Origin of the sequence: Sphingobacterium paramultivorum, from assembly GCF_014109745.1 — a bacterium.
Lineage (GTDB): Bacteria > Bacteroidota > Bacteroidia > Sphingobacteriales > Sphingobacteriaceae > Sphingobacterium > Sphingobacterium paramultivorum.
Genome location: NZ_CP058555.1, coordinates 3,788,584 through 3,808,656, shown reverse-complemented (window position 1 = coordinate 3,808,656; position 20,073 = coordinate 3,788,584). Strand labels below are relative to the sequence as shown.

The following is a 20,073-nucleotide window of genomic DNA, read 5'->3' as shown; positions in this document are numbered from 1 at the left end:
TGTTAAGTCTGTATTTATTTGACTTTTAACAGTGTTAGGTTTACATCTTGATATATTTTTCAATTTTCAAACATTTTATTTAAATGTTTGAAAATTGAAAAATATATTACTAACTTTATTTTAGATGAACAAAAAGGAACAGGTCAAAGAAAGAATTGGACAGGCGGCCATGGAATGTTTCGAGCGTTATGGATTGGAAAAAACAACCTTGGAAGACATTGCTAAAACTGTAGGATTGAACAAAACGTCTCTTTATTATTATTACAAGAACAAAGAGGATATTTTTATTGAAGTAGCAATACGAGAAGGACAATCTTTTATCGATACATTACAAAAAAGTACATTGAAAAAGAAGGGAGTGGAGAATCAGATTTCTTTTTATTTAGAATCGAGATTGAACTATTATACCAATGTGCTAAATATGAATAGGGTGTCTGTCGAGTCACTTGATAAGATTTTACCTCGTTTTTTTGAACTATATGATGCAATGATGGTGCAAGAGAAAGCTTTTCTTACTAAGCTTCTCACGCAGGCTATTGCACATGAAAAATTGGATCTAACAGATCCTGAAAATATAGCTTCTGTACTTATAAATTTTGCTAATGCATTGAAACATAGTACAGAGCAGCAGGCGATACTGAAGCGGCAGGTTGAAATTGACTATGCACAAAGTCTTCGGGATACCAAATTTCTAGTCAGCCTAATTTTTAGAGGGCTCAGAATATAATTCTCGATTGTCCATTTTGGAGAATCATGGCGGGTAAGGTGAAGCATTGAAGCGATAATAATACGCTAACCAATATAAACATGAAAAAAATTGCCTTATTAATCCAGATTCTCTGTATCTGTGTGCCATTTAGTTTGTCTGCACAACAGATCATCAATGGGCAGGTCAGCAATAGCTCAACATCCGAGCCGGCCTATGCAGTTTCGATCCACGTAAAAAACGGAAAAGAAGGTACTTTCACGGATGATCGAGGGCGTTTTCAGCTGAAAACAAATAGACCACTACCCATTACGCTGTATATTTCCGCTATCGGGTATGAATCGAAAGAAGTTTTGGTGAATAACCTGTCATCTCCATTGCATATTTCTTTGAATTTATCGCCCATTTTGGGGCAGGAAGTTGTTGTTTCTGCAAGTAGAACCGTACAAAGTAAACTATCCGCGCCAGTAACAATTGAGCAAATGAGCAGCAAAGACATTCGTAATGCTGCACAATTAAATTACATGGATATGCTTCAAGGCTTGAGAGGAGTCGATGTTACCGTATCCAGTATTGGTTTTACCAGTGTTACAACGCGTGGATTCAATACCAGTGGGAACACCAACTTTACTCAGATCGTAGACGGGATGGATAATCAGGCGCCAGGACTGAATTTTCCGCTCGGATCGGTCATCGGGCTAACTCAACTTGATGTCGATAATATAGAGGTGCTGTCTGGAGCATCTTCAGCCTTGTATGGGTCAAGGGGATTGAATGGTACGATGGTTGCCACAGGTAAAAATCCGTTTAAATATCAAGGATTAAGTGTGTTGGTGACTCAAGGTGTCAACCATATCAATCATAAAAAGAACAATGATCCTGTGCCTACGTCACCCTATTATGATTGGGCTATACGCTATGCAAAACAAATGGGGAATAAAATTGCTTTCAAGATCAATGGTCAGTATACGCAGGCAAAAGATTGGGTAGCCAACGATGAAACCAACAAAAACGGTCCTGGGACAGCGCTGACAGATCCAAACTATAATGGGGTTAACCTGTATGGAGGAGCGACTTCGACAGATATTAATCCCTTTTTGGAAGGTGCACTTCAGGGAAATCCGGAATTGGCCCCCCTAATCGAGCCCCTACTGAAAAATCCAAATTATGTTGCCCGGACTGGATACCCCGAATATGGCTATCTCGATAATAGAGCCAAGCTCTTTAAAATCAATGGTGAATTCCGTTACAAGGTTTCCACCACTATTGAAGCCATCGCTTCAGCCACTTTTGGTACAGGTAATATTGTGTATACCAACGATACGCGTTATCAGCTGAAAGGATTTAAAGTAGGGCAATATCGGCTGGAGCTTCGTGGGGATAAATGGTTTTTCAGAACGTATACGACCCAAGAAAATTCGGGGAGGACACTGGTTGCAGGGCCGACGGCACAATATATCAATGAATCTTGGAAAACAAGTTACGATGGAGGAACAGGTGGCTGGTATCCTGAGTATACTGCCGGTCTCTTAAATGCACTTGCTTCAGGTACTTCGCTCACAGACGCTCATCTAGCGGCACGCACGTTAGCCGATCAAGGACGTGCCGAACTTGGAACACCGCTGTTCAATAGACTTAAAGATAGTATCAGCAATACACCAATATCGCAGGGTGGAACGCTGTTCTTGGACCGCAGCAAATTATACAATGCCGAAGCACAATATAATTTCTCAGATCTCGTAAAATTTATGCAGGTGATTGCAGGTGTCAATTGGCGTTTGTACAATCTAAATTCAAAAAATACACTATTCCCGGATAAGGATAAGCCGATTCATGTAAAAGAGTACAGTGCTTACCTGCAACTCGCCAAAAAAGTATTGGATGATCGCCTTAATATTGCCACTTCATTCCGTTACGATAAGAATACGTTGTTTGCTCAGCCAAAGTTAACTTCAAGAGCATCACTGGTGTTTGATTTGTTTCATCAGAATTATTTACGCCTTTCTTATCAGAATGCGTATAGTTTCCCCTCTAATATACAAGCCTTGCAAAATACCTTAAACGGTTATAATAGCTATTCCTCCGGCGGTTCATCGCTGTTGTTGATCGATAATTATCAATTTGATCGCTATCCTCCTTACACCTTGGAAAGCGTGCAGAAGTTTCAGCAATCGAACGATCCAACCGTACTTCAGAAATTTAAATTTGATGATATTAAGCCGCAGTCGGTTAATGCTTTCGAACTGGGCTATGCAGCTATGTTGGGCAAGCGGGTGATGATCGATGTGTTGGGGTATTTTTCAACTTGGAAGAATTTTATTGGCTATGCCAATGTTGCCAATACTCCTGGAAGCGACGATTACAATGCTTTTAAAGATCATGCGACCTATGTTCAGTATAATATCGCTTTTAATGGCGGAGAGACCGTAAATACCTATGGATATGCCGCGAGTATTAGTTTGGATCTAGGCCGGAATTTTGTGACCAAGGCCAATTATTATTCTGACTACCTAAAAAATAAGAACAATAGTCAAATTAACAATTTCAATACACCACATTATCACTTTAATCTTGAATTCGCGAATAGTGGCTTTGGGAAAAAACAGGTTTGGTCTTTTAGTACTTCCTTACGTTATAAACCGGGGTACTATTATGTCGTGTCTGGAGGACTTGCCGCAGGTCAAGTGCCAAGCTCAGCGGTGATCGATGCGCAAGTGAGCTATAAATTTGTTAAGGCTCGATCCGGAATTCGTATTGGGGGGACCAATATCACAAACAAGTATTATTCGACAGGAATTGCTAATCCACGTATAGGGGCAGTGTATTATGTCACTTATGCTTATAATATTTTCTAATCAAAAAATAAATAAATCAGAACATGAAAAGATATTTAAAACAATTGATTGGTATTGCGGTCACAGCTTCCTTCCTGTACAGCTGTGCCGACCAATCGAAAGACAGTTACAAAGTCCTTACGTTTACTCCTGGACAAGAAGAGGCTATTGAAGAAGCTTTCCTTTCCATTAAAGATAGCACCAATATCGTGCTAAAAGCTGGAAAATACTCCTTCGATAATCTGAGTATTGCGCAAGTAAATCATATTAAGATTGAAGGCGAGGGCTATGATAAGACAATTATTGATTTTTCCAGTCAGACACAGGGAGGAGAGGGAATCCGGGTTACTGATGTGAAAGGTTTAGCGATTGGGAATATGACCATTCGTGATTCAAAAGGAGATCTATTGAAGATAAACAATAGCCAAGACGTTGTCATTTCAAATCTTCATAGTATATGGAGCTTGGCCGATTCTACAAGTGGCGGATATGGGATTTATCCTGTGCTCTGTAAAAATGTGCTTGTTGAGAATTGTTATGCCGAAGGGGCTTCAGATGCAGGTATCTATGTTGGACAGACAAAAGGTGTCATTGTGCGGAAATGCAAAGCAGCGAAAAATGTGGCAGGTTGTGAAATTGAAAATACAACAGATGCTGAAGTTTACGACAATGAATTCTATGGAAATACAGCCGGATTTCTGATTTTTGATCTGCCTGAACTTTCACAGCGTGGTGGAAGGGTAAAGGCGTATCACAACAAAATCTATGATAATAATTTTAAAAATTTTGCCAAAGGTGGGAGTTTCGGAACTTTTTGGGGAGTAGGGAATGCATCTCCGGGAAGTGGTATCATTATTCTTTCTACATCAAATATTGAAATTTACGATAATGTTATCGAACAAAACAACACGTCTGCGATTACGATTGCTTCAGGTTTTGCTGTGGATGAAAAAGCTGCGGAACGCATCAATGCAAATTATTCCCCAATACCCACACATGTTAAAATTTATAGAAATACCATTAAGATGGGGGATAAATTCCCGCAAGCAGCTTATGAGCATCGTATCGGTCAATTGATTATTGCTACTGAAGCCCAGTTGAATAGCGTTGAGCCGGATAGGAAAAATAAGCGGATTCCTGCCATATTGTATGATGGTATTACCAGTAATGTGATCACGAATGGTCATACGCAAAACCCGGATTCCATCTGTATCAATCAGCCGGGTGAGAATATGTTTGTATCGGCAGATTTTAGTCACGCAGGTCAACCGGCGAAGTGGAAACCCTCAAGTAATGTACAACCTTTTCAATGCAAATAACAGTGAAACCAACAAAATTTGCCTTCGTCTGTATCGGAATATTGAGTGTGATCCTGCTTTTGCTGCAACAGAGCTGTCGGCAGGGGCAAAAGAAATCATCAGATCATAGGGCTGTCTCTTTTGAATTTAGAGAACGACTGTCCGAATACGGCTTTTTTACTGGAAAACTAAACCAATTAGTGGCAAGAGCTGATATCTTGGGCTACGATCTGAGCACGCCTCTATTTTCTGATTATGCCGTTAAAGACCGCTTTATTGTCTTGCCAAAAGGAGGGAAAATAGGCTACACAGCGCATGGTCCGTTAGATTTTCCCGACTCAACCATTATTATAAAGAATTTCTCCTACATAAATGAACAAAGGAAAAAAGTGTTGATAGAGACGCGCTTACTGGTGAAGGATCCAGCTGATCATGCCTGGAAAGTGATGAATTATCTGTGGAATGATGGGCAGACCGATGCTATTAAACATATTCGCGGTGCTAAACTATCGATTACATTGATAGATAATGCGGGCAATAAGCATACGACAAACTATATGGTACCCAACACCAACGATTGCAAGCGCTGTCATAACAATAGCTCCAAACTGATGCCCATAGGTCCAAAAGCCCGAAACCTCAATTTTGTGCGATTAGGTGATTCGATCAACCAACTAGCCAAATGGCTTTCCCTTGGCCGGGTGGCCAATATGCCCGATCTAAAGAAAGTACCGCAATTGCCTATATGGACTGATGAAAACAAATTCAGTTTGGAACAACGGGCAAGAGCCTATTTAGATGTGAATTGTGCGCATTGCCATACCAAAGGGGGAGACGCTTATAATACAGGGCTTTTCCTGGATTATGATGTGAAAATTCCTTCCCACCTTGGTATTGGTAAAGCTCCTGTTTCAGCTGGAGGTGGAGCAGGTGGCTTGGATTTTGATGTGGTTCCCGGAGATGCCAAGCATTCTATCCTGCTTTATCGGATGAATAGTGTGGAACCCGGTACAGCGATGCCGGAGTTGGCCAGAAGTATAATACATAAAGAAGGTGTGGATCTGATTCGCCAATGGATCAATAATATGCCATCAAAAAAATAATAATATTGATCTTCAATTGGTATGAACAAAGAGACGTTAACGGATCAGATAGGTTTAATATTTGAACAGCAGCAGCTTTTTAAATATGAATTACGGTCTAGCAGTGCACAGGAGCGTATAAAGAAACTCTATAAGCTAAGGGCGCTTATTGAAAGTCATGAGGATTTAATCTATGCGGCGCTCGAAAAAGATTTACGGAAGTCACGAAGTGAAGCCGCCATAAGCGAAGTATTGTTTATTTACGGTGAAATAGCATTTGCAATACGACATTTACGAAAATGGATGAACCCTAAACAGGTTGGCCGCTCGATGACCAATTTTTTTGCTAAAAGTACAATTACCTACCAACCTAAGGGTACGGCGCTCATTATATCGCCTTGGAACTACCCTTTTCAGCTCACAATGAGTCCTTTGATTTCAGCTATTGCAGCGGGCAATTGTGTGATTTTAAAGCCCTCAGAACATAGTTCATTCACGTCTGCAGTTATTGGGGAGATCTTGACCAAAGGATTTGACCAACGGGAAGTGGCCTGTATTGAAGGTGAACAGCCTGTTTCCGAAGCGCTATTGGAGCTTCCCTTTGATCATATTTTCTTCACCGGGAGTCCAGCAGTAGGTAAACTTGTTATGCAGGCTGCCTCCCGCAATCTCAGTTCTGTAACCTTGGAGCTTGGTGGAAAATCACCCGTTATATTAGATGAGACTGCAGATTTGGAAATGACTGCCCATAAAGTTGCTTGGGGAAAATTAATCAATGCAGGGCAAACCTGCATTGCGCCAGATTATGTTCTTTTGCCTAAAGATAAGCGGGATGAATTTGTAAACTATTATCTAAAGGCGATTAAAAGTATGTTTTTTACGGAAGATGGGCAGCTGGATCGAACAGTTTATGCAAAGATCATTAACCAAAAGCACGCTAATCGTCTTGTTTCATTAATCGCGAATGCAACAGTATGTGGGGCAAAACTGTGCGAAGGTGGACAATTAGACGATGATCTGACATTAAGTCCGGCATTGTTGATCGATGTGAAGGCCGACAACAGTATTATGCAAGAAGAAATATTTGGTCCTATACTTCCCATAGTAACCTATGAAGACCTACAAGAGGCTCTAGCACTCATTAATCGCGCTGAAAAGCCTTTAGCTTTATATATATTTAGCAATAACAAGTCTAATATTCAATATATCCTGAAACAGGTGTCCTCAGGAGGGGCTTGTGTGAATGATGTTTTGATTCACGTTTCCAACCCTCATTTGCCTTTTGGTGGTGTCAATGGCAGTGGCATGGGCAGTTGTCATGGGCAGTTTGGCTTTAAGGCATTTTCACACGAAAGGGCTGTCATGTTTCAATCTAAATTTTCAGTTTCTACGTTGATTTATCCACCCTATGCTAAAAAGAGCAAAGTTTTTAAATTATTGAAAAGATGGATTTAGTCAATTGAAACCACGCTCAAGTAAAGAAAACTGCCCGTTCTTCGTTACAAGTGATCTGGGATGGCTCTAGCTGAAATGTTGTTACTCGTCAGTCGTTTGACCCGCAACAGGAGTTCTTCCGGGCTAAACGGCTTCACCATAAAATCTGAAGCGCCAAGGTCAAAAGCTTCAATGACGACTTCCTCTTGTCCCATGTTGGAAAGTACAATAACGGGGATTTTTTTCTCGAGCTTTTTTATGGAAGAAAGTACTTCTATCCCCGAAGCAAATGGCATCATAATGTCGGTAATGATCAGATCTAGATCCATTGTATTGAGCTTTTCAATTGCATCTTTTCCATTGGTGGTAGTGATAACCTCGTGACCTGCCTTGATCAGTTTGTATTGAACTGTCCGTAATATCAACTCATTATCTTCTGCAATTAAGATGACCATCTTGTTTTTATTATTAATATACTATTATGGAGGCCACAACAAGTTTAGATGCTATTCCATATCTAACGATAGGTACAGAAATATTTTAACAATATGTTTAGTTTCCAGCTTCTCTTTGTGTTTTACATGATCTGAAAACATAGGTAGCAAAGAAGGACTTCAATAGCAAGAAGCTGTCTTGGCATTATTGGAAAAATGATCGTAAAATTGCTTTTGGCTAATATAAAATTCAAAGTCCCCAAATGAATTTCTGCGCAAATATATCATTGTAATAGAAATATGCAATAAAAGAAAAGTATTAGAAGGTAAATTTTATGCTAATATGTTGTTGGTAAGTTATGTAGCCTTACTTTTTTACAAAAAGTAAGTGCTGCAAATAAAAGATTGTAACATGATGTTACATGTGAAGGAGATGATCGTCGACAGATGATTTAACTCCTGGATACAAGAATTATTCATTATATTTAGGTAACCTAGTTCATTCGATATGTCATATAATATTCCCGATAATCTGAAAGGTCTTTCCGTAGCTGAGGTTAATGCCTCTCGCGCTAAATATGGTTGGAATCAATTGAGCGATAATCACAAGAATACATGGTTTGAACTGCTTGTGGATATTTTGAAGGAGCCTATGCTGATTCTGTTGATTATCATCTCGATGATTTATCTTTTTGTGGGGAATTACGGAGAGGCTGTATTTATGTTTGTCGCTATTGTTGCTGTTACGGCAATTTCTTTTTATCAGGATAATCGTAGCAAAAAAGCTCTGGAGGAATTGGAAAAGCTGAATGAACCATTAAGCACCGTGATTCGAAATGGGAAGGTTAGTGAAATTCCAACACATGAGATTGTTGTGGGGGATCTCTGTATTACAGAGGAAGGTCGAATTATAAACGCTGATGGTCGTATTCTACATAGTAACGATTTTTCTGTCAATGAATCTTCGTTGACGGGGGAGAGTTTTTCCGTCTTTAAGGACAGTAAATCCGAAGATAACCTGGTCTACGGCGGGACGGTTACGGTCTCAGGCCTGGCCGTGTTTGAAGTTACTGAAATCGGTAAAGAGACCCGCGTTGGGAAAATAGGTGAATCGATAAAAAATATCAAGGAAGAAATTTCACCATTGCAGGTGCAAATCCAAAAGTTTGTAAAAGCAATGGCCATTGTCGGTATCCTAATTTTTTTAATCGTATGTCTATACAGTTTTATTGACAGTGGTAATTTAGTGGCGAGCTTGCTCAATGGACTTACTTTGGCCATGTCTGTATTCCCGGAAGAGATCCCTGTTGCGTTTACGACTTTTATGGCGCTTGGCGCATGGAAACTTATGCGGGAGGGGATTATAATCAAAAGAAGCAGTATTGTTGAAACTTTGGGTAGTACAACGGTGATTTGCACAGATAAGACCGGGACCATTACAGAGAATTCCATGCAATTGAAATACCTCTATAATTATGCTACGGATTCATCTTATGATCAGGAAAGGTTTGATGAACCCGATTTAAGAGAGCTTATCGATTATGCGATGTGGAGCAGTGAGCCTGTGCCTTTTGATCCCATGGAAATTACGTTGCATAAAATATATGAAAAAACGCAAAAACAGGATCTCAGAAAGGAGTATGCATTATTTCATGAATATCCTTTAGATGGTAAACCGCCGATGATGACCCATCTTTTCGAAAATACAGGAAAAGATCGGATTATTGCTGCCAAAGGGGCACCGGAGGCTATACTTAGCGTATCGAAGCTGCCCGATAGTGAGAAAGATAAAATTAGGGCTATTGTTAAATCCTATGGAGAGCAGGGCTTTCGTCTATTGGGTGTGGGGAAAGCGAAATTCGAAGGCAATAATTTCCCCGCGAAGCAACAGGATTTTGAGTTCCAATTTTTAGGGTTGACCGTATTTTATGATCCACCCAAAAAAGGTATCCAGGAAGTGTTCCAAGATATTTATGAAGCCGGGATTAAAGTCAAAGTAATTACTGGCGACAATGCCGATACGACTAAAGCAATAGCGGCTCAGGCCGGAATTCGTATTTTGTCTCCGCCGATAAATGGCAGTGAAATAGTCAATAGGTCCGAGGCTGAAATTATGGCGATAGCGGAGCAAACAACTTTATTTACCAGAATGTTTCCGGATGCTAAATTGGCTATTGTAAATGCCCTGAAAAACAAAGGCGAGGTTGTGGCGATGCTTGGCGATGGGGTAAACGATGGCCCAGCATTAAAAGCAGCCCATATCGGCGTTGCTATGGGCAATAAAGGTACTGAAATAGCAAAATCAGCCGCGGCGTTGATTATCACAAATGACGATCTACAAAAGTTAATCATTGGTATCGCAGCCGGAAGAAGGATTTACGCAAACATCAAGAAGGCGGTTCAATACATCATTTCTATTCATATCCCCATTATTTTGACCGTATCACTACCTTTGTTTTTAGGCTGGGTATTTCCGCAGATTTTTAGCCCTGTGCATGTGATCTTCCTCGAATTGGTCATGGGGCCCACCTGCTCGATTGTATATGAAAATGAACCTATTGAAAAGGATACGATGAAGCGACCTCCTAGAGCTATGGGCGACACTTTTTTAAGTATAAATGAGCTCGGAATAAGCATTGTTCAAGGCCTGATAATCACTATAGGGATTCTATTTGTTTATCAGTTTACTGTTCAGCAGGGGGGAACTGAGGAAAAAACGAGGGCTATGGTTTTCGCTACTTTGATCTTTGCCAATATTTTGCTGAGTTATGCTAACCGATCTTTCCACTATAGTATCCTTGAAAGTTTTAAAAACCGAAACTTGCTGCTCGTGGGTATTTCGATCGCTGTGCTTCTATTTTTAGCCGTGATATTATACGTTGCTCCGGTCGCCCAATTTTTTGCTGTAACAGCCCTGAGCGGATATGAATTGGGGATAGCGCTCTCCGTGGCTGCAGCATCCGTGTTATGGTTTGAGGTCTATAAATTGATCGGGAGAATTGTACGTGCTAAAAAAGATTGAAGGGTTATATAGAGATAATCCAAGTATTAAAATAATAGAATTAAGAACAAGTTAGGAATCTTACTGAATAAATTTCGAAGTAATTCCTCTTTTCTTGATGTAGAAATTCAGCGCTCGCCCTGCCTCTGTAGGTCGATCTGTACTTAATATATCTGCACCGCGATCAATAAATCCGGCATAAACTTGAAAGCCTTTTTTGTCGGCCTGTCTGTCTAAATTTCCCAGTGTACCCAATATGCACATGATTCCATGGTCATGTAGTACTTTGGTCAATGCTGGGTCTGCTGCACGTGTTCCGACGAAGGCTAACAAGCGATTATCGGGGATATCTTTTTCATTTAGACGAGCAAGGTCATCCAGGTTATTGACCGAGGCCGAAATCATGATGTCGCTAGCCAGACTGTGCACTTTGGCCGCCTGGTTGGCACTATACGTGATGATGACTACGCTAGATTCTGCCCTTTGTTTGCGAATAGCATTGATAACGGCTTCATAAGGGACATCATTTTTAATGTCTAAGGTGAAGATTACCTTTCCTTTTCCCCAAGAAAGTGCTTCTTCCAGCGTGGGGATCCTATATGGCGTTATCTTTTTGTTATTGTCCAATAGACGAAGCTTTTTGAGCTCAGCCAAACTGCTGGCATTCACAGGACCTCTGCCGGTGGTTGTTCGGCTTAGCGTATTGTCATGCATTAATATCAGCGCTGAATCTTTACTGATGCGAACATCACATTCAACAAGGACTGGCTGCAAGCTCGCATTATAGGAAAACGTTTCGATTGCATTTTCGGGGTATCCAGATGCGGGGCCACCACGATGCAAACTGACCAATGGATAACGATTATCGTCATAGGTCAAAAACTGATATAATTCCTCCACATTTTGGAGCTGTATACGTTTACCCACTGGCAAGCCATCCGTATTGGCTCCGTTACGAAAGCAACTGCTTACGATAAAGCAGATCAATAAAAGGAGGTAGTGGCGTATACGTATATTCATTGTCTATCTATTGTGCTGATTAATCAGATCGGCTAGTGCCTCGACACTGGTATTTAATTGGTCGACTGTCAGATGGGCCTGTGTATAATAAGGTTCTCTTTCGATCAACTTCTCTTCAATAAATAGCCGTAGTTCCTCAGGTGATTTTCCGATTAGAATGGGCCTTTTGTGTAGTTTAGATTGAGAAAGACGGTCAAAAAGTGCTTTAGGTGACATCTGTAAATAGACGGCATATCCATTCGCCCTGATCCATTCCATGTTGTCAAAGAAACAGGGGGCACCACCACCGGTAGATATTACGGCAGCATTCTCAGAAAATTTACGCAATTGCTCGCGTTCTAATGCCCGGAATGCGTCTTCACCATGTTGACTAAAATATTCGGTAATGCTCATGCCAATTTGTTTTACGATCTCCTCATCTGTGTCGATAAAAGGGAGTTCGAGTTTAGTGGCAAGTTTCTTACCCAGGGTAGTTTTTCCACTTCCCATATAACCAATCAAAAATATAGGTTTAGGCATAGGTACTATTTGTCTTTACTTAGAAATTTATCTTCAATGGTTTTGGCATCCGGAAAATTATTATAGTGCCATTTTCCGACGACGTTGCCTCCTTTTAGGAGCAATACACCAGGATTTGCTCTGACCATGCTTTTCAGAGGAATGAGATCGGCATAGAATATCTCCGCAATTAATTGCATTTTATCACTCAGATATTGGGCATCTTTGGATGCTGAAGCAGTCAATAGAACAATACGAAGCCCATTATAATCTTTTGTTAATTGGATGGCTGCCTGATTGATCTTTTGGATAGCATCAATATTGGTCGAAGAAAGATCCTTTGCAACGATAACAAGATTGTAATACGGATTAGCGATGATTTCTTGCGTATGGTCTGCTCCGTCGGCATCCGTAATCAAGAGATCAGGAATAGGAATATCATATCCCTTTTTGACCAATTTACTCTCAGGTTCACCTATAATTTCCCACGATTCATCTTCCCATAGCTTGTCAGCCATATAGACCTTGTCATTGACCTTTTTTGTTTCACCCGTCTTTTTGTTTTTCATGGTATAGATTTGCTCAAACAAATCGCCTTGTTTGCCTTCAGGAAGCACCATTAATGAAGGTAAGTTGTTGCCAACTTTGTAGGGTAAGAAATCAATAAACGGGAGGTAGTTTACGGTATAGACACCAATACCTAAAGAGATAACCGCTGTAATCACAGTAGCAACGAATTGATTGCCTGATCCTTTGATAATTGATCGTAATTGCTTTCGGTTAAAAAATATAATAAGGATCAACGCCAAGAGCACTAGATCTTTAGAAAATGATTGCCAAGGTGTAAGTGGAATGGCATCCCCAAAACAGCCACAAGAGGTCACGACCTCAAAAAATGCCGAATAGAAGGTTAGAAAAGTGAAAAATAGAATCAGTAGTAGCAGGCCCCAGGCAACGGTATTCGCATAGACACCCAGTAATAACAGTGCTCCTAACAAAATTTCAAAACCACAGATTACCACAGCGATGGCAGTAGCGTATTCATTAAAAGCTGTGAGATGAAAGACCTCAAAGTATTCCTGAAGCTTATAGCCAAACCCTGTCGGGTCATTTGCTTTAATAAAACCTGAGAATATGAAAAGAAGTCCCGTGAAAATCCGGCAAAATCCTAAAAGATAATTTGTTTTGGTACGCTGCTGTGTAACTGTCATAATCCGATTATTGTTGTGCGATTCCTAATTTAATTAATGCGAAAACTGCGTAATTGAGCATATCTTGATAGTTGGCATGGATGCCTTCAGAAACCAGGGTTTGCCCATCATTATCTTCAATTTGTTTGACGCGGTGTATTTTCATTAAGATCAGATCTGTCATGGAAGAAACACGCATATCGCGCCATGCCTCACCGTAATCGTGGTTTTTGGCAAGCATGAGATCTCTGGTCTCGGTAACCTTTTCTGTATATTTCTGATTTACAAAGGTTGGATCCAAATTTTCTTCACCATCTTCACCCAAATCAATCTGAATCATGGCCATGACACAGTAATTGATAATACCGATATATTCGTCAACAATTCCTTCGCCTACTTTGGAAACCTTTTTGATTTCTAGCGTGCGTATACGTTGTGCTTTAATGTAAATCTGATCCGTAATGGAAGATAGGCGCATAATCCGCCATGCCGTTCCATAATCTTTTGTTTTTTTAATAAATAAATCCTGACAATGTTTGATAACACTGTTATATTCCTGAATGGTATCCATATCGTTGATTGAAGAAACTTGATGAGACAAGTTGTGATTACACTACAAATATAATTAGAAAATAATACTTCCAACGGTCAAATGAATGTACAATTTGTGCTTTATTGCTAAAATATAAACAATAATTTTGGATATTACCACAATTAAAAGTTCGCAGGGGCTAGGGGCAACAGCATCGTGCAAGTGCATGGCGTGAATTTCTTGTTTCCTATATCCCCAAACGTTTAAATATGGGTAACTTTAGATAAGTTTGATCAGTTTGCAAGGTGTATTGCCAACTTTGAAGATAGTAAAAATATAAATTCATGGATTTTCAACAACCTGTTATTAGAGAAGTAGAGATCATCCGATATGTTCAGCCATTTCGGGAAGGAGGGTCTTTACCCGCATTAGTCGATGCCGATGACGGCTTTAGTTATGTTATAAAATTTAGAGGGGCAGGTCAGGGACGAAAAGCATTGGTCGCGGAATTGATCGGTGGAGAGCTAGCAAGATTGCTCAAATTAAGAGTTCCCGAAATTGTATTTGCGGAGTTGGACGAATCCTTTGGCCGTACAGAACCCGATGAAGAAATTCAGGATCTGCTCAAATTTAGTGTGGGCAAAAACCTGGGACTTCATTTTCTGAGTGGAGCCATCACATTTGACGCGAATGTCGATGCTATCGGCGCGGAGGAAGCATCGAAAATTGTTTGGTTGGATTCACTCTTGATGAATGTAGACCGTACTGTGCGGAATACAAATATGCTGATATGGCATAAAGAACTTTGGTTGATAGATCACGGCGCTTCTTTATATTTTCATCACAGTTGGGATAATTGGGAAGAACAATCCCTAAAACCATTTGTTCAGATTAAAGATCACGTACTGCTCAAAAATGCAAGTATGGTGGAAAAAATAGATCAGGAATACCGTTCCGTTTTTACGGAGGCGGTATTTCGCGGAATATTGGCGGTGGTACCCGATGAATGGCTGGAAGATGCCGAACGTGAGCTCTCTGCTGCCGATGCGCGCGAAGTGTATGTTTCTTTCCTGAAACGGCGTATAGCCAATTCATCCATTTTTGTAAAACAAATAGAAGATGCCAGAAAAGACCGTATATGAGTATGCTGTGGTACGTTTGATACCACGGGTGGAGCGAGAGGAATTTATCAATGTAGGCGTAGCTCTTTATTGTCGTAAGTATCGTTTTGCGAAGATGGTTTATCTTGTCAATGAACAGAAGGTACGGTCTCTTTGCCGGGATATCGAATTGGAATTGATCGAAAATCATCTTTCATCTTTCCAACGAATCTGCCACGGCGAAAAAGATGCCGGCAAACTTGCTGCACTGGATATCACCGAACGCTTTCGATGGCTGACCGCAAAGCGGAGTACCCTGATTCAATGTTCGGCATCACATCCCGGATTATGTGAGGACCCCGAAGCAACATTGAAGGAGCTGTTTGAGCGTCTGGTTCTGTAAATTAAAAGATGTGCTCCCTTGATCAGGGGACAATACGTGATGGTCAAAGGGGCTAAGTTTTGATAATAAGGCTTAATCTATCAATATTGTATAGTATATTTGTTTTAATAAACTAGTGAAGATGCATGATTTTTATCAACATATCTATGAACAGCAACTTGCTGTTCTAGAAATGCCTTCTAACAAGAAGATCTGCGGCTGGGCTATCCGAATTGTGGATGTGCTCTTCCCCGAACGAAATTCTAGCGAGATGAAATCGGTCGATGATGTGAAGCTCGCTTTTGAACAATTTGAATTGGAGCTCGAGCAGCTCTTGAGCAAATCCAAAGCTTGTCAAAGTTGTAATCATTCGGAAGTAGCGCACAAATTTTTTGAACGGATTCCACAGCTTTATGAATTGATGTGCTGGGATGCGGATGCCTTGATGGATGGGGATCCAGCAGCACAGAATAAAAGAGAAGTCGTACGTACTTATCCCGGTTTCTTTGCCATCTGTATCTTCCGGATGGCCAATGAACTGCATCGCTTGGGTGTTCCTTTGATACCGCGTATATTGACGGAACATGCCCATTCCAAAACAGGTATTGATATCCATCCCGGAGCAACGATAGGCCATCATCTGCATATTGATCATGGCACCGGATTAGTCATCGGTGAAACCTGCACCATTGGTAATTACGTGAAGCTTTATCAGGGTGTAACCTTGGGCGCGCTGAGTGTTGATAAGGTGTTTTCCAATGTAAAACGCCACCCGACAATCGGTGATCATGTCATTATCTATTCAGGGGCCACCATCCTCGGCGGTGAAACACACATCGGCCATCATTCGGTCATTGGCGGGAATGTTTGGTTGACAAGTTCTGTAGAGCCTTACACCACCGTATATCATCAGGCCACCTCAAAATTTATAGATTCGAAACCAATAATATAGATACCATGGGAAATATCATAGATACCATAGGAAATACGCCTTTAGTCGAGATAACACAATTTCATACAAATCCCAAGGTGCGGATATTTGCGAAAATGGAGGGGAATAATCCTGCTGGTTCAGTGAAAGATCGTGCGGCACTAAATATGATTCGCTCGGCGATGGAACGCGGTGACATTACAAAAGATAGCAAATTGATTGAGGCAACGAGTGGAAATACCGGAATCGCATTGGCTATGATTGCAGGTATATATGGACTTAACCTTGAGCTTGTAATGCCGGCTTCTTCAACACGGGAGCGAACACTTACGATGGAGGCTTATGGCGCTAAAGTCACCTTATTGGAATCCATGGAAATATGCCGCGATTATGCAGAAGAAAAGGCCGAAAAAGAAGGTTATTTTATATTGAATCAATTTGCAAATCCGGATAATTACGAAGCACATATTAAGACAACGGGACCTGAGATCTGGCGTGATACCGAAGGAAAGATTACACATTTTGTAAGCGCTATGGGCACTACAGGTACAATTATGGGAAACTCCATCTATCTGAAGGAGAAAAATGCAGCTATTCAGATTGTAGGTTGCCAGCCTACTCCGGAATCCTCGATACCAGGTATACGGCGTTGGCCCGAAGCGTATCTGCCCAAGATTTTTGATCCGAGCAGGGTAGATCGTGTCATCGATATATCCCAACAGGAAGCAACCGAGTTTGCGCGGGAGCTTGTCAAGCGCGAAGGTGTTTTTGCCGGAATGAGTACCGGCGGAGCTTTTGCCGGAGCACTTAAAATTGCAAATGAAATCGAAGCAGGCCTTATTGTCTTTATTGCCTGTGACCGAGGTGATCGTTATTTGAGTTCTGACCTTTTCGGCTAAGAACCCATACGAACAATACCAAGCCCACTACGGATCTTCGCTTATTTTTAGCAATCTTTAGTGGGCTTTTCAATGTTTAAGCATCGGCGCCAAAGGTTAGTAGATTGCTGTCGGGATCTAAAATCGAAAACTCACGCTGACCCCAAGGCTTAATCTCAAGTTTACCATTGGGATGAATCTCAACGTTATTTTCTTTAAAAGATTCATACAGACAATCAATATCGTCTGTGCGTATATAAACCATACCATAATTTTCTTCGGGTGGAAGTTCTTGGAATTCAAAAAAATGAATTTCAATATCATCTTTCTTCAACATCAGATACCCTTCATAGTCGGCAGTGTCACATAATGAAAATCCAAGTTTATGTAGATAAAAATCCTTTGTGATGGTTTTGTTGCGCATGGGCAGTTTGGGATGAATGGCTGTCAGTTTCATCGGTATATAATTATTAAGTCGAGTTTAATCCATCTGTTTAGTAACCTATTTGAAATATAATCATTTATCGTAGTATTTTAATGTTCTACCATAAGGATTATTTCGTTTTTATAGCGTATTCTTTAGCTATTTTGACTAAAATGTAGTTGTTTTTTATAACCAATTGTTATGACTCATTTATAATTGTGTCTTTTATAATAATTGAGAGTTATTCAATTTTGTACCAAATCAATGTATCATTGTCATGGACAAAAAAATAAATACGACAATTCGTTATAAACAGTTGCTCAATCGAAAAGTTTCCGTTCGGGAAATCATTTTTATGCTCTTATTTGTATTGTGTCTTACGCCATTCGTTTCAGCTCCGCTTGCCTTACTTTTGGGCATTATTGTAGCACAATGGATCGGTCATCCTTTTCTGGCAGTCAATCACAGGGCGACACAGATTTTGTTGCAAATTTCTGTTGTTGGACTTGGCTTTGGAATGAATATCGATACGGCTATCCAAACGGGTAAGCAAGGGTTTGTGTTAACAGTTATTTCTATTCTCGGAACATTATCATTGGGCTATCTATTGGGTAGGTTACTCAAGTTGGAAAAGGTAACCGCTTATTTGATTTCTGTCGGCACTGCCATTTGTGGTGGAAGTGCCATTGCGGCGGTTTCACCGACGATAAAAGCCAATGAGAAGCAAGTCAGTGTGGCGCTAGGGACCATATTTGTACTGAATGCCATTGCTTTATTTGTATTTCCTGTTGTCGGTCATTTGCTTGATCTCAGCCAGACGCAATTTGGCTTATGGTGTGCTGTTGCTATACAGGATACCAGTTCTGTCGTTGGTGCAGCGAGTAAGTATGGTAATGAAGCACTACAGGTCGCGACAACCGTAAAATTAACTAGAGCTTTATGGATTATTCCGATCGCCTGTTTAAGTGCTGTAGCATTCAAGACCAAAGGGACGAGCATTAAAATACCCTATTTTATTGGTCTATTTGTATTGGCGGTTATCTTAACAAGTTATATCCCTTTTTTTCAGCATATAGGAGGCTATGTCGTCCATATTTCAAAGATGGGGCTTACCTTAACTTTGTTTTTAATTGGAGCAAGCTTGTCTAGGGAGGTTTTGTTGGCAGTAGGTTTTAAAGCAATACTACAGGGGGTAGTGCTGTGGTTGGGATTATCAATACCGGTACTTGTCTATATCTATTTTTGTCTTTAAGCATTTAACGTATACTTCAGCATAATCATATCTTTCAACAGCTGACCATTTTCATAAATAGGCAGCTCATAATTTTCGATGAAAAAATCTTTACGGATGGCGTATTTAACAAAGCCATTTCGTTCATAAAAACGAATTTGAGCCAGACCACAATCTGCAGTACCTACAATCAGGTTCGGGTATTGCTGGTAGTTCTCCTTGATAAAATCAAGCAGTTGACTTCCGAGCCCCATACTTTGAAACTCTGGTGATACGGCGATGTTTTTAATTTCTAATGTATCCGTATTGATCGGATATAAACAGAAAACAGCGATAGGTTTTTCCGTTTCATAGACAACATAAACCATCGATTCATAGAGGTATTTGTCGATTGCATGAATGGTTTCGTCTGCTAAAAGCAACAAATCATAAGGATAATCCTTATGATTTGTAATAAGTTTTATTTGAAAGCTATTGCGCATGTATAAGAATTCGCTAATGGCCTATAGTCTAATGTTGGAATTAATTGAAATGATATAAAAAGATAACATCACCCACGTAAGCCGGTTTTGCACTGTCTTTGATTTTCAATGTAGCTTCAATGGTAACTTTAACAACCCCTCTCAAATTGACCACCGATTTTACTTGTGTATGTAGCTGTACAGCATTGTCAACCAAAACGGGTTGTGCAAAACGTAGGTTTTCAATCCCATAATTGATTTCCATTTTGACATTTCTTACTTCAGCAATTTGTTTCCATAAATAAGGAATGAGAGACAAGGTCAGATAGCCATGGGCAATAGTTGATTTGAAAGGACTATCCGTTTTGGCCTTTTCGCTATCTAAATGAATCCATTGGTGATCAAGTGTTGCATCCGCAAATTGATTAATTTGTTTTTGATCAATAACATGCCATTGGGATTCGCCTAATGATTTTCCTTCAAAGGCTTTATACTCTTCATAATTGTTAATTATTGTCATATGTAATCTTTTTATCGCATTTTGTTGGTATCGTTCCCCGCTTTTAATGGAGAAGGGAAGATAAATTAGTGGCTAAATATAACTATACTTTTAAGAATCCTAAGCATATCCTTTATT

General features: G+C 40.2%; 19 protein-coding genes. 11 read left to right on the top strand and 8 right to left on the bottom strand.

The features are described 5' to 3' along the window. The first annotated feature begins 124 nt into the window (after positions 1 to 124). From HS960_RS16020 to HS960_RS16000, 5 genes are all read left to right on the top strand, one after another. Positions 125 to 727 (top strand): TetR/AcrR family transcriptional regulator, encoded by a 603-nt coding sequence (locus HS960_RS16020; protein WP_120335275.1) that lies wholly within the window; start codon positions 125 to 127, stop codon positions 725 to 727. A gap of 80 nt (positions 728 to 807) precedes the next feature. Then, positions 808 to 3,561 carry a TonB-dependent receptor gene (locus HS960_RS16015; RefSeq protein WP_159731939.1) on the top strand — a complete coding sequence of 918 codons (2,754 nt, stop codon included), beginning with the start codon at positions 808 to 810 and terminating at the stop codon, positions 3,559 to 3,561. Positions 3,562 to 3,584: 23 nt separating this feature from the next. Then, a complete protein-coding gene (locus HS960_RS16010; RefSeq protein ID WP_182330040.1) occupies positions 3,585 to 4,859 on the top strand; it encodes a parallel beta-helix domain-containing protein in 1,275 nt (424 codons plus the stop codon). A 2-nt stretch (positions 4,860 to 4,861) separates the two neighbouring features. Continuing rightward, positions 4,862 to 5,941: an SO2930 family diheme c-type cytochrome gene (locus HS960_RS16005; protein WP_228280045.1), complete on the top strand. Its 1,080-nt coding sequence runs from the start codon at positions 4,862 to 4,864 to the stop codon at positions 5,939 to 5,941. A 21-nt stretch (positions 5,942 to 5,962) separates the two neighbouring features. Beyond that, complete coding sequence (locus HS960_RS16000) at positions 5,963 to 7,375, top strand: aldehyde dehydrogenase family protein (protein ID WP_182330037.1); 1,413 nt, start codon at positions 5,963 to 5,965, stop codon at positions 7,373 to 7,375. A gap of 44 nt (positions 7,376 to 7,419) precedes the next feature. Here the strand turns inward: HS960_RS16000 and HS960_RS15995 are convergent, their stop codons facing one another. Next, positions 7,420 to 7,809, bottom strand: coding sequence for a response regulator transcription factor (locus tag HS960_RS15995; RefSeq protein ID WP_153847889.1), 390 nt, complete (start codon positions 7,807 to 7,809; stop codon positions 7,420 to 7,422). A 487-nt stretch (positions 7,810 to 8,296) separates the two neighbouring features. Between HS960_RS15995 and HS960_RS15990 the strand changes: the two genes are divergently transcribed. Next, on the top strand, positions 8,297 to 10,810 hold the full coding sequence (locus tag HS960_RS15990; protein ID WP_182330034.1) for a cation-translocating P-type ATPase: 2,514 nt from the start codon (positions 8,297 to 8,299) through the stop codon (positions 10,808 to 10,810). Between the two features lie 60 nt (positions 10,811 to 10,870). Here HS960_RS15990 and HS960_RS15985 read toward each other — a convergent pair whose 3' ends face one another. Genes HS960_RS15985 through HS960_RS15970 form a run of 4 tightly spaced genes read right to left on the bottom strand, consistent with a single transcriptional unit; the run spans position 10,871 to position 14,068 of the window. Next, positions 10,871 to 11,809, bottom strand: coding sequence for a glycerophosphodiester phosphodiesterase family protein (locus HS960_RS15985; protein WP_182330033.1), 939 nt, complete (start codon positions 11,807 to 11,809; stop codon positions 10,871 to 10,873). 3 nt (positions 11,810 to 11,812) lie between these two features. Further along, positions 11,813 to 12,328, bottom strand: coding sequence for a shikimate kinase (locus tag HS960_RS15980; RefSeq protein ID WP_120335283.1), 516 nt, complete (start codon positions 12,326 to 12,328; stop codon positions 11,813 to 11,815). 5 nt (positions 12,329 to 12,333) lie between these two features. Further along, positions 12,334 to 13,518 (bottom strand): BT_3928 family protein, encoded by a 1,185-nt coding sequence (locus tag HS960_RS15975; RefSeq protein ID WP_182330031.1) that lies wholly within the window; start codon positions 13,516 to 13,518, stop codon positions 12,334 to 12,336. Positions 13,519 to 13,525: 7 nt separating this feature from the next. After that, complete coding sequence (locus HS960_RS15970; RefSeq protein ID WP_088163452.1) at positions 13,526 to 14,068, bottom strand: DUF1599 domain-containing protein; 543 nt, start codon at positions 14,066 to 14,068, stop codon at positions 13,526 to 13,528. Positions 14,069 to 14,373: 305 nt separating this feature from the next. On the opposite strand from HS960_RS15970, the gene HS960_RS15965 reads away from it, so the two are divergent. The 4 genes from HS960_RS15965 (at position 14,374) to cysM (ending at position 17,341) form a co-directional block, all read left to right on the top strand. Beyond that, positions 14,374 to 15,171, top strand: a complete 798-nt coding sequence (locus HS960_RS15965) for a HipA family kinase (protein ID WP_153847894.1) — start codon at positions 14,374 to 14,376, stop codon at positions 15,169 to 15,171. Then, complete coding sequence (locus HS960_RS15960) at positions 15,149 to 15,532, top strand: DUF3037 domain-containing protein (protein WP_153847895.1); 384 nt, start codon at positions 15,149 to 15,151, stop codon at positions 15,530 to 15,532. The genes HS960_RS15965 and HS960_RS15960 overlap by 23 nt, the downstream gene beginning before the upstream one ends. Positions 15,533 to 15,653: 121 nt before the next feature. After that, positions 15,654 to 16,463 (top strand): serine O-acetyltransferase, encoded by an 810-nt coding sequence (locus tag HS960_RS15955; RefSeq protein WP_075991214.1) that lies wholly within the window; start codon positions 15,654 to 15,656, stop codon positions 16,461 to 16,463. Positions 16,464 to 16,468: 5 nt separating this feature from the next. After that, entirely contained in the window at positions 16,469 to 17,341 is an 873-nt protein-coding gene (gene cysM / locus HS960_RS15950) for a cysteine synthase CysM (protein WP_153847896.1), read from the top strand. A gap of 76 nt (positions 17,342 to 17,417) precedes the next feature. Here the strand turns inward: cysM and HS960_RS15945 are convergent, their stop codons facing one another. Beyond that, positions 17,418 to 17,777, bottom strand: coding sequence for a bleomycin resistance protein (locus tag HS960_RS15945; RefSeq protein ID WP_182330029.1), 360 nt, complete (start codon positions 17,775 to 17,777; stop codon positions 17,418 to 17,420). 244 nt (positions 17,778 to 18,021) lie between these two features. On the opposite strand from HS960_RS15945, the gene HS960_RS15940 reads away from it, so the two are divergent. Then, positions 18,022 to 18,996, top strand: coding sequence for a YeiH family protein (locus HS960_RS15940; protein ID WP_182330028.1), 975 nt, complete (start codon positions 18,022 to 18,024; stop codon positions 18,994 to 18,996). Here HS960_RS15940 and HS960_RS15935 read toward each other — a convergent pair. Together HS960_RS15935 and HS960_RS15930 are read right to left on the bottom strand one after the other, a co-directional pair. Next, positions 18,993 to 19,457, bottom strand: coding sequence for a GNAT family N-acetyltransferase (locus HS960_RS15935; RefSeq protein ID WP_182330026.1), 465 nt, complete (start codon positions 19,455 to 19,457; stop codon positions 18,993 to 18,995). The two genes, HS960_RS15940 and HS960_RS15935, sit on opposite strands and share 4 nt — an antisense overlap. 40 nt (positions 19,458 to 19,497) lie before the next feature. Further along, the gene (locus tag HS960_RS15930; RefSeq protein WP_046673910.1) at positions 19,498 to 19,956 is read right to left on the bottom strand and encodes a MaoC family dehydratase; all 459 of its coding nucleotides are present in this window, start codon (positions 19,954 to 19,956) and stop codon (positions 19,498 to 19,500) included. Positions 19,957 to 20,073 lie beyond the last annotated feature (117 nt).